Source organism: Sphaerochaeta sp. S2, from assembly GCF_016406725.1.
GTDB lineage: Bacteria > Spirochaetota > Spirochaetia > Sphaerochaetales > Sphaerochaetaceae > Sphaerochaeta.
The window spans coordinates 1-15,129 of record NZ_JAEKNT010000261.1; the positions used below are offsets into that span (position 1 = coordinate 1).

Genomic DNA, 15,129 nt, shown 5'->3' on the forward strand with positions numbered 1-15,129 from the left:
TGTCAGAGGAGCACAACTCGGATAGAATGACGGACAACAGAGGAGCATGTCGTGGCCGAAATATATGTGTGTGGACATCGTAATCCGGATATGGACAGCATCTGTGCTGCCTATAGCTATGCATTTCTGAAGAATAAGGTCGACCCAAACAACACGTACAACGCAGTGCGATGTGGGAATCTTAATGATACAACAAAAGCACAGTTTGATCGATTGGGGGTAACCCCTCCTCCTTTCATAAAGGATGTGAGAACCAAGGTGCTGAGTGTTACCCGAAATACCAAATCGGTTGTACAGGTGGGAGACCCCGTATACAATCTGGTTTCCATCTACGGGTCCTCAAACAAATCATCAGTTGTACCGGTTATGGATGGTGAGCAGTACCGTGGTCTGTTGAGTGTCGATGAGGTCAGCAGCTTTGTCCTGAAAGAGAACAGTGGCGAGCGACCCATCTATCACTTTGTATTGGATAACTTCCCCAAGGTACTCAAGGGTTCCTTCCTGAAGCGTGGTGAGAGATCAACCTTTGATGCTCCGATCATGGTTGGGGCAATGCGCTATATAATCTTCTGCAAACATATGGAAGCTTTGGAAGGCAGACCTCCAATACTGGTGGTAGGGGACAGGGAAGATCATATAAGAAAAGCCATCGAACTCCAGATACCGGCCATTGTTCTCACAGGAATTGAGGATCATGTAACCAGCAGTGTCGATTGGGATTCTTATCAGGGTTCCGTATATCTCAGCGCGCTTGATACCGCAGAGACACTCCGTCTGCTGCGTCTCAGTGTCCCGGTCAAGGAGCTCATGGTACAGGACCCCATCAAGCTGGAGGATGATTGTCTCTTCGATGTGGCAAGGGATATCCTTGCCGATAGCGAGTACCGAGGACTTCCCGTCTTTGGAGGTGGCAAGTACAAGGGTTTTGTGACCCGCCGTTGTTTCCTTGATAGGCCCAAGACAAAAGTGATCATGGTGGACCACAATGAAACCGAGCAAGGGGTAAGCGGCATTGAGGAGGCTGAGGTGTTGGAGATCATCGATCACCATCGTCTGGGCGCTGCAAAGACGCGCAACCCGATCTTTATCTACTGTGAACCCCTGGGTTCCACCTGCACAATCATCTATAAATTGTATCTCCGTCATAATATTGAGATTACCCAGCAGATGGCTCGTGTCCTGCTCTCGGGGATTGTCAGTGACACCATAATGCTCAAGAGTCCCACTACCACGTTCGAAGATTATACTGCAGTACAGGATCTCCTGATCCTTGGGGATGTGGAGGACATGCGAAAGTTTGGGGAGACAATGTTCAGTAGTGGTGCTTCATTGGCAAAAGAGGACCCCCGCAAGATGCTTGAGGCCGATTTCAAGGTCTATCGAGAACTCGGTGTGGCCTTCGGGATCGGGCAGTGTGAAGTTACCACACTCAGCGACGTGGATGAGTACAAGGATACGTATCTTTCGGAACCGGAACTCCTGAAAATGGCGCAAGGTCTGGACTGGGCAATGTTCCTCATCACAGATGTGGTGAGGGAGAACAGTGTACTGCTTATGACGAGTTTGCCGCTTACTGAACGGAAACTTGCCTATGAGAAGGCAGGAGAAGGGAAGTTCTTCCTCCCTGGAGTACTCTCCAGGAAGAAACAATTGCTTCCTGAGATTCTCAGGGTACTTGAAGAGTAGGGCCTATTTGATTTCAGCGATGGTGATGACGCTGGGGATGGTCTTCAGATTCTTGATGATCTTCTTGAAGTCATCCTCTCTCTCCACTTCCATGGTAAAGGTTCCTCTGAGTTTACCTTCCTCATCATCGTGCAGTCTGCCTTCTATGAGATGCCCCTTATGCTTACGCAGTGCTCCCTCGATCTCCCCGAAAAGGTCATAGGTGCGCTTGCTGGTTACACTGAAGCGTTTGGTCAGTTTCGGGAACTCTGTCTCCCATTCCACCTCGATGGCGCGGTCATCAATTTCTGCCATGTTCTTGAGATTGGGACAGCTGCGCTTATGGACGATGATCCCCCGTCCTCGGCTGATATAGCCAACAATATCATCACCCCGTACTGGATTACAGCACTGGGCGATGTGGATCATCATATTCTTCTCTTCACCGACACGGAACTTGACCCTTTTTGCATCAAAGACTTCCCTGACGATATGCTCATCATCCATCGGTGGCTGTGGTGGTTGTGGCTGTTCCTCTTTCTGCTGATGGTCAGGTGCTTTTCGTTTTGCAATGATATCCTTGTCGATGAGGATATTCTCATCATACTTGTTCAGCCATGCCTTGATTTTCTTGCGTGCACTGCTTGTCTGGGCATAGCGTAGCCACTGAAGGTGAGGACGTGCATTGGGACTGGTCAGTATCTCGATGACCTGAGTATTCTTCAGTGGGGCATTAAGCGGGATAATGGACCCATCAGCTTTTGCTCCGGTGGTATGATTACCTACCTCGGTGTGGATCTGATAAGCAAAGTCCAGGGCGGTGGAGTTGGTGGGCAGTTCCACGATATGTCCCTGTGGAGTGAATACATAGATGGTATCCTTGAGCAATTCCCCCTTGATATCCTCCATGTATGACTCACTGCTCTCGATCTCGTTCGACCAGATCTTGAGCTTGCTGATGATGCGGGAGAACTGTTCATTGTCCATCTTGTTCCAGGAACCACTGTCGCTGCCTGTGTCTGCTTTGTAGCTCCAGTGGGCGGCAACACCGTACTCAGCGGTAAAGTGCATCTCCTTGGTCCTGATCTGTATTTCCAGCAACTTGCCATCGAGTGCCATAACGGTTGTATGCAGGCTCTGGTAGTTGTTTGCCTTAGGCATGGCAATGTAGTCCTTGAACCGCCCTTCAATAGGTGGCCATAGGCGGTGTACCACCCCCAGGATGGTGTAGCATTCGGTCATCGTATTGCAGAGGATGCGCACCCCAAGGATATCGAAGATCTCATCAATCTCCTTTTTGCGCTTCTTCATTTTCATGTAGACCGAATAGGTATGCTTGGCTCTGCTGGTGACAATGATGTCACTCAGCTCAGCATCCCCACAGGCACGGTAGATTGACTTTTCCACCCGGTTCAGGTATGCCTTCTGTTCACTCTTCTTGCTTAAGAGGTAATCCTGGATATAGTTGAAGGTATCAGGTTTGAGTACCTTCAGACTCAAATCTTCCAGTTCATCCTTCAGCCACGAGATACCCAGACGGTCGGCAAGGGGAGCAAAAATATCGAGGGTATCTCCTGCAATCTCCTTCGCCCGCTGTGGGTTCAGGTGCTGGATGGTACGCATGTTGTGCAGTTTGTCTGCAAGTTTGATGATGATGACGCGGATGTCCTTGCTCATGGCAAAGAACATCTTGCGGATGGTTTCAGCCTCCTGGACGCTCTTGTTCATCGTCTTGAGGTTGGCAATCTTGGTCTCTCCCTCGACCATATCAGCCACAGCTTGCCCAAAGGTCTGAGAGAGCTCTTCGTAGGTGGTATTGGTATCTTCGAGCGTGTCATGGAGAAGCCCTGCGCAGATGGTATCAGCATCCATCTTCAACTGGATGAGAATTTCTCCTACTGCTAGAGGGTGAATGAGATATGGTTCGCCACTGGCTCTCTTCTGGTTTTCGTGCTTGCTGTCTGCAAAGGTAGCCGCGCCCAGGATTTTCTCCTGATCGGCCTTGGGATACTTATACGCCTTTTGAATGAAACGTTCAATTAGTTGTTCGTACATGCAAGTACCCCCCACACTACGCGTTCATGACCAGATAGATCCTTGGCAATGGTAATATGATTGAAGTGGTGCTCCTTGAACAGGCTGGCAACCTCATGTGTCTGCCTGTAATCACATTCGATAAACAGAGCTCCTCCTTCCTTGAGATGCAGGGTGCTCTGTTCCAGCAACCTTCTGATCAAGGAGAGTCCGTCCTGGCCCTGCCCATCAAGAGCACCCCTTGGTTCCCATGCTACCTCCGCTGAGACCTCATCACACCATGTGGCGGTAAGGTAGGGAGGATTGCTCACGATCATACCATATTTTTGTGAAATCGTGGAGAGAAGATCCGCTTCATGAAGTAAAAGCTCATGTCCAGTCAGTGCAATGGCATTTCGTCTGGCAATGTCCAGGGCACCCGCCGAGATATCAGATAGCTCCACTTCCACATCCAGTTCAAGGGAGAGGGTGATGCCGATTGCACCACTGCCGGTACAGACATCAATGATGGGAAGTAATGCTTCCTTGCTCTTTCCCTGGGAGAAGAGAAGTACTTCATTGATAAGGGTCTCTGTGTCTGGACGGGGAATGAGGGTATGTTCATCGACCAGGAAAGTCCTGCCATAGAACTCCTTATGCCCCAATATATATGCCATTGGTTTGTGAGCCAATCTCTGGGCTCTGAGATCCTCGAGGATTTCGAGCTCCTCTGATGTAAGGATTCGCTCACTCTCCATGATCTGGTGAACCTGGTCAAGACCGGTTGCCTTCTCAATGAGAAGACGTGCATCCAGGTTCGCGCTGTCACCTACCTGTCCCGCTTGCAGCAATCCGGCAGTCTGTTGCTTCCAGTTGGCAATGGTCATGAACACGTTCCTTACGCTTCCTTGAGTGCAGCTTCACCTGCGGCTATCTTCAGAGCCTCAACCACCTCATCAAGATCTCCAGCCATGATCAATTCGAGCTTATACAACGTCAAATTAATTCGATGGTCGGTGAGCCTGTTCTGTGGATAATTGTAGGTACGGATGCGTTCACTGCGGTCACCTGAGCCAACCTGACTCTTCCTAGCCTCTGCCCGTTCCTTGTTTTTCTTGTCTTCTTCCAAATCGAAAAGACGTGATCGGAGAACCCTAAGCGCTTTTGCCTTGTTCTTGATCTGGCTCTTTTCATCCTGACATATTACCACGAGACCGGTAGGAAGGTGGGTAAGTCGTACCGCACTGTCAGTGGTGTTGACGCTCTGTCCACCCGGGCCTCCAGCGCGCATGACATCAATCTTCAGTTCTTCCTGACGAATTTCGATATCAGTTTCTTCTGCCTCTGGAAGTACGGCAACGGTTACTGCACTGGTGTGTATTCTTCCACCACTCTCTGTTTCAGGGACCCGCTGTACCCGGTGTACTCCGCTCTCAAAACGGAGCGATCCATAGACATCCTTTCCACTGATGGAGAGCACCAATTCCTTGTATCCTCCAATGCCTGTTTCATTGGAAGAGAGCATTTCCATCTTCCATCCCTTGGCATCAGCATAGTGGGAGTACATGCGGAAAAGGTTTGCAGCAAAGAGGGCAGCTTCTTCCCCACCGGTTCCTGCGCGGATTTCCATGATGATGTCTTTTCCTTCCATTGGGTCAGGTGGGATAAGGAGCATCTTTGTCTTCTGTTCGCTCTTTGCCAGTTGCCCTGTCAATTCGTCAAGCTCTTGCTCGGTGAGTTCGAGCATCTCAGGATCTTTCTCTTCCTTGAGCAATTGCTTGGCATCTGCAATTTGCTCTTTCAAGCTCGCCATTTCCTTAAGCTCATCAATAATGGGAGCAAGGTGGGATCTCTCCTGATTAAGACTCCTGAAGAGTTTCATATCCTGCATGGTTTCAGGATTGCTGAGTTTCTCATCTATATCTGCAAGCTGCTTTTCGTAATCGGGCAGTTTTTCTAGCATCGTTTTCTCCTACAGGGCAAGTATACAAAAGTGATGGGTCTTTGCATAGCATTGCTAGATTTCCAACGCTGAGAGCATCTGGTGATTTCTTGCAACCTCAGTCGGTCCAAGTGTATTCATGCGCAGGAAAAGTAATCCACCTGCAAGGAAGAAGAGGGCAGGGATTACCCCCATGTGGAGTCGTATGCCCCATATTGCTTGTTCTGTGATCGCAAGGGGGTCGAATGCCGTTGCTTTGTGTACTATAAAAAAGACCAAGGCTTGGCTTGCATAACTAAATCGCATGAAAAATGCCCTGATACCAAGGACTACGCCATCATCACGACGCTTTTGTACCACAATTAGGCTATCAATAACGTCGGCCATGGCTGGACTCATGAATGTCCAGAAACCTCCAAAACCCAATCCCCAGAGCGCCATTGCAATAACATATGATGTGGCCGATGTGAGAAAGGAGAGGGGGAGAGCAAAGAGAGCCAAAACAAATGAGCAGAGAATGAGCATCAACTGATTGTTTTTCAGGCGCTTGGCAACCTGCATCCAGATCAGAATGGAGAGTAGCGTCCCTACCAGCATCCCTGCGAAAATTGGGGTGGCCCCGCTGCTTTTCGCTGCAAGCACATACTTTACCACATAGTTGACGCTGGCAGTCATGAGCATACATCCGCTCTGGTAGAAGAAGAGCAACAGCACAAAGGCAAGCAGGTTACGATTCTTCAGTGCTCGTTTCATCTGGTCAAAGAAATGAGGGGATGCTTCCTTTTCTTTCTGCTGGGTGAATCGTGCAATCATGTCCTTGGTCTCAAAGACCCCGAAGCTTACCCCAAAGGTTGCCAATAGGCTGAATCCTGCAATGACCAAGGCGCAGATGAGATAACTCGACCTTACTCCGTACGAGAAGAATAGGGGAGGAATGATGAAACCGGAGGCAATCCCCAGGACCCCGATACCGGTGCCGACTGCTGCTGTCGTGGTTCTTTCACTCTGGGTGCGAAATTTATCAGGGTAGATGCTTTGGTAGTTTACTTCCCAAAGGGAGTAGAACCCATCATAGAGACAGATGGTGAGGACCATCCAGAGGAAGACAGGGAGCGGGTTCTCCCTTGCATCCCACGAGCTGGGTACACTGAAGATAAGAATGAAAAATACACTGCAAAGTATAAGTCCCAGGATAATCCAGGGAAATCTCCTTCCAAGTTTTTTTGAGAAAGGAGCGCCCTTGTTTGTCACATATCCGATGATTGGGTCGTTTATGGCATTCCAGAGCGAATAGAGGATGGTTGCAAGCGCGGCATAGCCGGCAGATAACCCTACCTCTGTTTCATAAAACATGAAGACAATGCTGCCGAATGCTCCGGTAAGGAACTCAGCAATGAACTTTCCCATTCCATAGGAGACCATGATGCTTCTTTTTGCCATGATATACCTGCCTTGCTCCTTTATACTGCAGGCAGTCCTTCACGTCAAATAAAAGCAGTACCTAGCGTTTCTCCTCAGTAAAGCGTACCACCATGTGCACTACTGCAACCTGGTTGCTCTCATTGGCAATGGAGTGCTCAACATCGCAATGGTACACGAGGAAATCACCCTTTCGTATCTCCGCAATGTTGTCCCCAGCCTGTACCTTTACCGCACCTTTTACGACGGTAAGATACTCTTGCGTTCCTGCATAGTGCGGTTCACTGCTGAGAATGCTGTGTGGCTCGAGGGTAACAAGGTACATCTCAAGATCCTCCACCATGCTCAAGGGGCTGAGGATCCGTATTGAAACCCCATTTTCGTGGGTCTCAAGTTTTGGGGAATCCTCACCTGCCGGGTTGAGGGTGAAAATCCTTTTTGGTTGATTGTCTGAATCAAGAAGATCATTGAGCTCAACATTCAAACCCCTCGCAATTTTCCAGACCGTTGCCACCGTAGGGTTTACCTTGTCTGATTCAATCTGGCTGAGCATTGCCTTAGACACGCCTGAACGTTCAGAGAGTACATTGAGTGTAAGTTTCCTGCTGGTGCGTATCCGTTGTATGTTTTTGCCGATCATGGGAGGGGTTTCCATTGCATCGCTCCTTGTGGTAATAAGTTTGACATAGTGAACAGTGTTTACTATAATGAACATAGATATTGTATGCTCCCCAAAAGGGAATTGTCAAGGAATGTGCTCTTGGAGGGTCTGATGAAAAACATCCTTATCATAGGTTCATTGGGACAGCTTGGTTCAGAGATAGCCATGGAATGCCGCCGTCGCTATGGATCTGATCATGTGGTATTGACTGATATCCGCGATGATGTAAACAAGGAGCTCATTGGTGGAGGCCCCTTTTACAAGGTAGATGCACGTGATGGAAAAACCATCAACGAAATCGTCAAGAAGCATAAGATTGACACCATTTATCATTTGGCAGCGTTGCTCTCTGCGAGGGCTGAGCAAAATCCTCTGGTAGCGTGGGACCTTAATATGAATGGATTGATCGCAACCTTGGAGGTGGCGAAAGAGAATCGTTGTGCAGTTTTCACCCCTTCCTCGATTGGGGCGTTCGGTCCTACCACTCCCAAACAATTCACCCCACAGGATACCATCCAGCGTCCAACTTCCATATATGGGGTAACCAAGGTTGCCGGTGAGTTGCTATGTGACTATTACCACCATGCTTATGATGTTGATACCCGGGGTGTTCGATACCCAGGTATTATCAGCAATATGACTCCTCCTGGTGGTGGTACGACAGATTATGCAGTGGAAATCTACTATGAAGCAGTGAAGAGGGAGCATTATACCTGCTTTCTCAGGGGCGACACCTACCTTGATATGATCTACATGCCGGATGCCGTGGAAGCGGCGATCCAGATAATGGAGGCTGATCCAGGCCGCCTCAGGCATCGCAATGCATTCAATATTGCCAGTATGAGTTTTTGTCCTGAGGAGCAAGCTGCCTATATACGTACCCTCATTCCAGGGTTTACCATTTCCTATGAGGTGGACCCCGTCAAGCAAGCCATTGCCGATTCCTGGCCAAACTGCCTGGAGGACTATGCAGCAAGGGTGGAGTGGGATTGGAATCCTACCTACAATCTGGAGACCATGACCCTGGATATGATTGAAACCATTAGAAGGAGGAATCCATGACAGAAACGTTGGAAAAAGATCTGAAGGCATTCTTTGCAGAACAAGAACAGTCTGGATTGATGAAGAAGGAACGGGTATTGCAAGGCAAGCAGCAACGCTCAATCTCGGTTGCCGGCGGTGAGGTCCTCAATTTCTGTGCAAACAATTATCTGGGATTGGCCGACAATGCTGAGGTTATCAAGGCCGCAAAGGATGCCATGGACAGATGGGGGTACGGACTTTCCTCGGTCCGCTTCATCTGTGGGACCCAGCAGATTCACAAGGAGCTGGAGCAGCGTATCAGTGCATTCCTGCACACAGATGATACCATTCTCTTCTCCTCTTGCTTTGATGCCAACGGGGCTCTGTTCGAACCATTGTTGGGAGAAGAAGACGCGGTCATCAGTGATGAACTCAATCATGCATCCATCATCGATGGGATTAGGCTGTGCAAGGCAAAACGGTATCGCTACAAGCATAGTGATATGGCGAGCTTGGAGGCAGTGCTACAGGAGAGCAAGGATCAGAGACGGCGCCTGATTGCTACAGACGGCGTATTCTCCATGGATGGGGACATCGCCAAGCTTGCAGAGATCTGTGCACTAGCCGAGCAGTATGACGCCTTGGTTATGGTTGATGACTCACATGCAACCGGTTATCTTGGGCCTAAGGGACGAGGAACCGTTGAACTGTGTGGTGTTGAAGGGAAGGTGGACTTGATAACCACCACCTTCGGCAAGGCCTGTGGTGGGGCAAGTGGAGGGTGCATATCCGGTCGTCAACTCCTGATCGATCTGTACCGCCAGAGGGCTCGCCCATACCTGTTTTCCAATACCTTGGCACCGGCTATCTGCGGGGGTACGATCAAGGTACTGGACCTGCTGAAAGCAGGAAACCCGTATAAGGAAATAACCATGCGCAATGCAGTGTATTTCCGACGGAAAATGGAAGAGGCAGGTTTCGATCTGGTAAAAGGGGAGACAGCCATCGTCCCGGTGATGATCTACGATGAGGCAAAAGCAGTCCAGATGGCTGACATGCTTCTCTCTAAGGGTATCTATGTCATTGGATTCTGCTATCCCGTGGTACCCAAGGGAAAAGCCCGTATCAGGGTACAGCTTTCTGCCACCCATACCTTGGAAGATTTGGACAAGGCTGTTGATGCGTTCAAGGAAACAGCAAAGGAAATGAAGCTGCTCTAGAAGAAGATTCGTTTCTCGAGTTCTTCCCCATACTGCTTAAGATCGGCAAGTACCAGTTTCTCCTGGGCAGGAGTCTCGGTGCTTGCCAGCCTTTCCTCAATCTTGCGTTTGAAGAAATTCCAGTTCATCTTGACGGCTCCTGGTGGGTTGAGTGTGCGCTCAGCACAGAAACTACGCCATCTTAGGAGTTGTTCTTCTGTAAGCACCTCTTCCCAATTCCGTGCAACATGGCGGAAGAGCATGGTAGGAATCCTGGTATCCTCAAAGTCCAGGTGCAGGGAGAGCTTTTCCTTCGGCTCAGCTTCCCGGATCAGGGAAAAACGCTTCTGGTCGGCATCAGCAAAGAAGCGGTCGTAGAGTTGGAAATCCACATCATCAACCCCTTCAAAGGTGTCCTCGACATTCCGTGCGATAAGCAACAACTTGGGGTGGCTTGCAATTTGTTGGTGGCGGAACATGGCTAGATCCTTGTCTATCCCAAGTTTAACGGCTAGCTGGTCGGTAAGCACACTCAGCGGGGAGACAAACGGACACTTGTTGATCGCCAGAGTGAAAACACCCTCTGTCTTGAGCAGTGTTTCCTCATTTGCCCTGAGCAGTGGAGCGGTGTCCTTGCTCAAGTCAAAACAGATAATGGAATTGGCATTGCTCTTCATGTGGGTGATCGGGGTAATGAGGCGTGAGCAACCTTCATTCTTGCTGAACATCGCAGAGGTAAAGAGAACCGGTTGCCCGAAGGGAGTGGGAACCACCCGCTTGACCTGGCTTTTTGCCCTAAGGGAGAAGTAGTAATCATACAGCTTTGGCTGTTTGTTCTTGATCAGGCGGGCGATTTCAATGGTAGCCCTGACATCTACCAAGGCATCATGCGCCCCCTCCTGGCTGATATTGTTTGCCTCGGTAAGGCTGGTGAGACGGAACGTTGGGTTTCCCGTGGTTTCCTTTCTGGGTGGCCAGGTGATGCCTTCAGGGCGAAGATCATATGCTGCACGTACCAGGTCAATGATATCCCAGCGACTGCAGTTGTTCTTCCACTCTCTCTGGTAAGGGTCGAAGAAATTCCGATAGAGAGCATTGCGAATGAACTCATCATCAAATCGGATATTGTTGAACCCTGCAACCACAGTCGAGGGTTTTGAGAACTCTGCATTGATTCGGGCAATGAATTCGCTTTCACACATTCCCTTCTGGTTCACTTCCTGCGGAGTAATGCCGGTAATGGTGCAGGAAAGCGGATCGGGCAGGTAGTCGTCGCTGAGTTTGCAATATAGGACAGTAGGCTCACCAATGGGATTGAGGTTGAGATCAGTGCGTTGCCCTGCAAACTGGGCTATCCTATCGTATCGGCTGTCAAGACCAAAGGTTTCAAGGTCATACCAGAATATTGTCTGTTTGGAAGTGTGCGTATTCATGGCATCAGTGTACCATATAAGTGAAGTTGTGTCTTTTTCCCATGAATAGGTTGTTCTCTTTTGTGTGGTGAATTATCATATCACAAAGGATGCACATGAAATACCTGATACCTTTTCTATTGATGTTTTGTCTACTCTTCCCCCTTGGGGCAAAAGAGCCAACCCCAAATGATGTCACGGTGGCTATTGCTGCCATTACTGACACGACAATCTGTGCGGTTGCAGCCTTTCTGAATACTCCGAAGCTTGACCTTCCTGGAAGCAATCTCTATTTCAGGGATGGTGAGACACTTCCACACATCCTTACATTCCAGGAGGCTGACCTGGGGGAATATCTCCCGGTGTTCTTGGCGACAAAGGAAGGTGGAACCTCTTTCTTTGCATCACTGATGCAAGCAGCGAGAGGCCCCCTGAATGATGTGGCGATCCAATATCTCACTGTCCATGCCTGGGAAGAGGGGCATGCAGTGCTTAAAGGGGCTGCAGTTACAGACTGGGGAGAAGGGGTAACACTCCCATCCCTGATGGGTACGGTGATACAGAGCGGCAAGATTCCTGATATCATTGTTACAGCTGATGTGGTGGTGGATGGAAGACGGGTCAGTACATCGGTCCGGGTAGAGGGTAAATTTCTGTTGCACAGTGATGATGAAGGATTTTTTGCGGTACGTCCGCTTACTTTGAAAATAAATGGAAGGGATTTGGAGGTCTAGGTGAGCCTCAAGTTCCTATAGGAGGAAGCATGTCTGATTGTGTCGAAAAAACCGAGGAATTCTTGAAAAGACGGGGTATCGATCCCGCTACGGTGGATATGGAGCATTTGCTCAATACCTTTCTCAGTGAAATGGAGAAGGGGCTCATTGATGAGAAATCAAGCAGCCTGAAGATGATCCCTACCTATACCACTGTGGTGAGTGAGATTCCCAAGAATGAACCGGTCATTGTTCTTGATGCAGGAGGCACAAATTTCAGAACCTGCTTGGTAACCTTTGATGACCAGGGAACTGCACATATCGAGGACTTCAGGAAAGTTTCAATGCCTGGTGTTAAAAAAGAAGTGAGTGCAGATGAGTTTTTCTCCACGTTTGCCGATGAAGTGGAGCGTCTGATCGACAAGAGTGACAAGATTGGGTTCTGCTTCTCCTATGCAGCTTCCATCACCGCTGACCATGATGGGATTCCCTTGGTGTTTTCCAAGGAGATAAAAGCTCCCGAGGTTATTGGCAAACCGGTTGGGGCAACACTGCTGAAAGAACTTGCCCGTCGGGGTTACGATGTTTCCAATAAGAAGGTTGCAGTATTGAACGATACTGTTGCTACACTTCTTGCCGGGCAAAGCGCAAAGAGTGAAGTCCCTTACAGCGGCTATATTGGTTTCATCCTTGGTACCGGCACAAATACCGCCTATGTTGAAGAGAATGCTTCCATTGGGAAGCTGGGGCTTCAGGATGGGGGGAGTCAGATCATCAATATTGAATCCGGCAACTTCGATTTTTGTCCCAGCGAGCTTGACCGTGAGTTCTTTGGTGCAACCAAGGCTCCTCAGCAATACCATCTGGAGAAGATGATCAGTGGAGCGTATCTTGGTCCATTGAGCACGCTTGTCATCGAGAAAGCGATAGAGGACGGACTTTTCAGTGAGAACTTCAAGCAACGGTTTGCAAGACTTGGAGGAATCAATACCACGGTAATGAGCAACTATCTTGAGATGCCGTTCAACCGTGAGTATGAACTGGTAGCCTGCTGTGAAGGGAACCAAGCGGATGCAATTTCCCTTTGGATGATCATTGATGCCTTGATTGCCCGTTCTGCAAAACTTACGGCAGCAAACCTTGCTGCCACCATACTCAAGAGCGGAGCCGGCATTGATCCACGTGTTCCTGTCTGTATCAATGCTGACGGTACCACATTCTACAAGACCGAGTACCTGAAGAAGTATACCGAATATTATCTCCATACCCATCTGGAAATGGAGAGAAGAAGGTACTACCGCTTTGTCCATATTGATGATTCGCCAACCCTCGGGGCTGCGATTGCAGGGTTGAGTCTCTAGGTACCTCAGATGGGTGATTGCTTCTCCCTTGCCAAGCGTAGCAAGATCATGGCGAGCATCAAGGCGAAGGATACCAAGAGTGAGCTCTTGGTACGAAGTTATCTGTTTCGCCATGGATTCCGCTTTCGTGTCAATGACAAACGCTTGGTAGGGAGACCCGATATTGTGCTTCCCAAGTACAAGACCGTTATTTTCATCAATGGATGTTTCTGGCATGCACACCAAGGATGCAAGTATTTTACCCTTCCAAAAACTAACCGTCCGTTCTGGGAACAAAAGCTCGCCAAGAACAGGGAACGTGATCAGAGGGTTTGTGCACAGTTGTTGGAAAAGGGGTATCGTGTCCTGGTTGTTTGGGAGTGTGAGCTATCTCCCCCCGCAAAACGGGAGGAGACACTCAACGGTCTGGTCAATGAGATCTGGCAGGGATCTTAATCCTGATCGGCACGGGCGATGAGGCTGCGATGCCATGCAAGGAGCCTGTCATGACGGCTCATGTCATCACCTTTGCTGTCTACCATGACGCGGTATACTGGTTCAGTCTTGCTGCCTCTCATCCAGAGAAAATCAGTGACGATACCATCCTTGTCCTTTAGGGCTACCTTGTAGCCACCGGTGAATGGGGGCGTGCGGAATGCTTCTCCCATACCTTCAACGGTGCTGGTTCCTTCACTCTGGAATACGGTGTATGCATGGATGTCCAATTCCTTGAACATCTCTTGCTTTTCTATCCAATCAGCTTGCAATAACACTTCATAACGGCTTTTCAAAACGGCATGGTCTTGATGGATCTGCATCTTGCCATCTTTCGAGAAAGCCCCCGTAGTCGTGTATATGGGCATACTTTCAATGATCTTTTCAAGAGTTACGGGGTGGGGGACATCCTTTCCGTTTGCACGGAACCAGAGTTTTGCGATATCCCTGTTCCTAAGCAATTTCACCAGACTCAGCAGTGTGTTCAGAGGGTCGCGAACCTTTGCCGGATGGGTGATATTGCCTCCATTCGACCCCTCGCCCAGTACAGGGACAAGGTATCCCTCTTTTCGCTTCATCTCTGCCAGTTCAACAACATTTGCCTCTCCTACCTCACAGCGGAAGACCTCTGCATCAAGAGCCTGTGCTATATGGTCTACCCTGTTGCTGGTAGGACCATTCACGACTGTTGCCAATAGGCTGGAGGGATGCTTCAGTCGGCAGAGCGTCAGCTCTGCAAGGACTACCAAGGCGAATACATTCTGGGCTTCCAGGATACGGGCTTTTCCAGTTTTTCTCTGGATGTAGACAAGGTTTCCACGATCCCCATCATTGTCGGGGACATACCCTAGGCGGAATGAAGGGTCCTTTGCGTACAGCATCTCAAGGGTTTGCTGACAGAGCTGGAGGTTCTCTCCTTCGGGCACGATGGCATGGACAACCTGCCCTGGCTGATCATTGATCTGGTGTACCTTGAGCCCAAGGGAGGTCAGGAAGCGGTAATCAATACTTACCGAGCGGGCACTGCCGTTGAGTTCCCCCACAACACCAAGTGGTTCCTTGCTGTGGGCTTTTACCAGCATCTCCCTGAACATTCTATGTTCATTCCTATCCCCTGATTGCACTGCTGTGGTAAGCACAAACTGTTCATATCGTTCAAGATTCCTCGATTGCTCCTCTTTCACTGATGTAAGCACATGCCGGTATCGGGTGGTATCCATTTGTGAGGAGAGATTCTGGAGGTAGAG

The 15,129-nt window shown here is 49.3% G+C and carries 13 protein-coding genes; 6 read left to right on the top strand and 7 right to left on the bottom strand.

Features of this window, described 5'->3' with window-relative positions:
- Positions 1 to 51 precede the first annotated feature (51 nt).
- Positions 52 to 1,686 carry a putative manganese-dependent inorganic diphosphatase gene (locus JF818_RS07345; RefSeq protein ID WP_198891379.1) on the top strand — a complete coding sequence of 545 codons (1,635 nt, stop codon included), beginning with the start codon at positions 52 to 54 and terminating at the stop codon, positions 1,684 to 1,686.
- A 3-nt stretch (positions 1,687 to 1,689) separates the two neighbouring features.
- On the opposite strand, the gene JF818_RS07350 is transcribed toward JF818_RS07345, so the two are convergent.
- From JF818_RS07350 to JF818_RS07370, 5 genes are all read right to left on the bottom strand, one after another.
- A complete protein-coding gene (locus JF818_RS07350) occupies positions 1,690 to 3,720 on the bottom strand; it encodes a bifunctional (p)ppGpp synthetase/guanosine-3',5'-bis(diphosphate) 3'-pyrophosphohydrolase (RefSeq protein ID WP_198891380.1) in 2,031 nt (676 codons plus the stop codon).
- Positions 3,705 to 4,565: a peptide chain release factor N(5)-glutamine methyltransferase gene (gene prmC, locus JF818_RS07355; protein WP_233066746.1), complete on the bottom strand. Its 861-nt coding sequence runs from the start codon at positions 4,563 to 4,565 to the stop codon at positions 3,705 to 3,707. The genes JF818_RS07350 and prmC overlap by 16 nt, the downstream gene beginning before the upstream one ends.
- An 11-nt stretch (positions 4,566 to 4,576) precedes the next feature.
- A complete protein-coding gene (prfA, locus tag JF818_RS07360; RefSeq protein ID WP_198891382.1) occupies positions 4,577 to 5,641 on the bottom strand; it encodes a peptide chain release factor 1 in 1,065 nt (354 codons plus the stop codon).
- Between the two features lie 54 nt (positions 5,642 to 5,695).
- Positions 5,696 to 7,060 (bottom strand): MFS transporter, encoded by a 1,365-nt coding sequence (locus JF818_RS07365; protein WP_198891383.1) that lies wholly within the window; start codon positions 7,058 to 7,060, stop codon positions 5,696 to 5,698.
- 61 nt (positions 7,061 to 7,121) lie between these two features.
- Positions 7,122 to 7,754, bottom strand: coding sequence for a helix-turn-helix domain-containing protein (locus JF818_RS07370; protein WP_233066749.1), 633 nt, complete (start codon positions 7,752 to 7,754; stop codon positions 7,122 to 7,124).
- Between the two features lie 57 nt (positions 7,755 to 7,811).
- Between JF818_RS07370 and JF818_RS07375 the strand changes: the two genes are divergently transcribed.
- Both JF818_RS07375 and JF818_RS07380 read left to right on the top strand, forming a co-directional pair.
- On the top strand, positions 7,812 to 8,762 hold the full coding sequence (locus JF818_RS07375; protein ID WP_198891384.1) for an NAD-dependent epimerase/dehydratase family protein: 951 nt from the start codon (positions 7,812 to 7,814) through the stop codon (positions 8,760 to 8,762).
- Positions 8,759 to 9,943, top strand: a complete 1,185-nt coding sequence (locus tag JF818_RS07380) for a glycine C-acetyltransferase (RefSeq protein WP_198891385.1) — start codon at positions 8,759 to 8,761, stop codon at positions 9,941 to 9,943. The genes JF818_RS07375 and JF818_RS07380 overlap by 4 nt, the downstream gene beginning before the upstream one ends.
- Here JF818_RS07380 and sbcB read toward each other — a convergent pair.
- Positions 9,940 to 11,355 (bottom strand): exodeoxyribonuclease I, encoded by a 1,416-nt coding sequence (gene sbcB, locus JF818_RS07385; protein WP_198891386.1) that lies wholly within the window; start codon positions 11,353 to 11,355, stop codon positions 9,940 to 9,942. The two genes, JF818_RS07380 and sbcB, sit on opposite strands and share 4 nt — an antisense overlap.
- Before the next feature lie 122 nt (positions 11,356 to 11,477).
- Between sbcB and JF818_RS07390 the strand changes: the two genes are divergently transcribed.
- The 3 genes from JF818_RS07390 to JF818_RS07400 are packed head-to-tail and all read left to right on the top strand — an operon-like array spanning position 11,478 to position 13,843.
- On the top strand, positions 11,478 to 12,068 hold the full coding sequence (locus tag JF818_RS07390; RefSeq protein WP_233066752.1) for a hypothetical protein: 591 nt from the start codon (positions 11,478 to 11,480) through the stop codon (positions 12,066 to 12,068).
- A 29-nt stretch (positions 12,069 to 12,097) separates the two neighbouring features.
- Positions 12,098 to 13,408: a hexokinase family protein gene (locus JF818_RS07395; protein ID WP_198891388.1), complete on the top strand. Its 1,311-nt coding sequence runs from the start codon at positions 12,098 to 12,100 to the stop codon at positions 13,406 to 13,408.
- A gap of 9 nt (positions 13,409 to 13,417) precedes the next feature.
- Positions 13,418 to 13,843, top strand: coding sequence for a very short patch repair endonuclease (locus JF818_RS07400; protein WP_198891389.1), 426 nt, complete (start codon positions 13,418 to 13,420; stop codon positions 13,841 to 13,843).
- Here the strand turns inward: JF818_RS07400 and JF818_RS07405 are convergent.
- Positions 13,840 to 15,129 (bottom strand): phosphoglucomutase (locus tag JF818_RS07405; RefSeq protein ID WP_198891390.1); only part of this gene is annotated, 1,290 nt, incomplete at its 5' end. The genes JF818_RS07400 and JF818_RS07405 overlap by 4 nt on opposite strands.

Bases quoted from the DNA above. Each gene is read 5' to 3' on its own strand.
- JF818_RS07350 (WP_198891380.1), bottom strand. From the start codon at position 3,720: ATGTACGAACAACTAATTGAACGTTTCATTCAAAAGGCGTATAAGTAT.
- prmC (WP_233066746.1), bottom strand. From the start codon at position 4,565: ATGACCATTGCCAACTGGAAGCAACAGACTGCCGGATTGCTGCAAGCG.
- prfA (WP_198891382.1), bottom strand. From the start codon at position 5,641: ATGCTAGAAAAACTGCCCGATTACGAAAAGCAGCTTGCAGATATAGAT.
- JF818_RS07365 (WP_198891383.1), bottom strand. From the start codon at position 7,060: ATGGCAAAAAGAAGCATCATGGTCTCCTATGGAATGGGAAAGTTCATT.
- JF818_RS07370 (WP_233066749.1), bottom strand. From the start codon at position 7,754: ATGTTCATTATAGTAAACACTGTTCACTATGTCAAACTTATTACCACA.
- JF818_RS07375 (WP_198891384.1), top strand. From the start codon at position 7,812: ATGAAAAACATCCTTATCATAGGTTCATTGGGACAGCTTGGTTCAGAG.
- JF818_RS07380 (WP_198891385.1), top strand. From the start codon at position 8,759: ATGACAGAAACGTTGGAAAAAGATCTGAAGGCATTCTTTGCAGAACAA.
- sbcB (WP_198891386.1), bottom strand. From the start codon at position 11,355: ATGAATACGCACACTTCCAAACAGACAATATTCTGGTATGACCTTGAA.
- JF818_RS07390 (WP_233066752.1), top strand. From the start codon at position 11,478: ATGTTTTGTCTACTCTTCCCCCTTGGGGCAAAAGAGCCAACCCCAAAT.
- JF818_RS07395 (WP_198891388.1), top strand. From the start codon at position 12,098: ATGTCTGATTGTGTCGAAAAAACCGAGGAATTCTTGAAAAGACGGGGT.
- JF818_RS07400 (WP_198891389.1), top strand. From the start codon at position 13,418: ATGGGTGATTGCTTCTCCCTTGCCAAGCGTAGCAAGATCATGGCGAGC.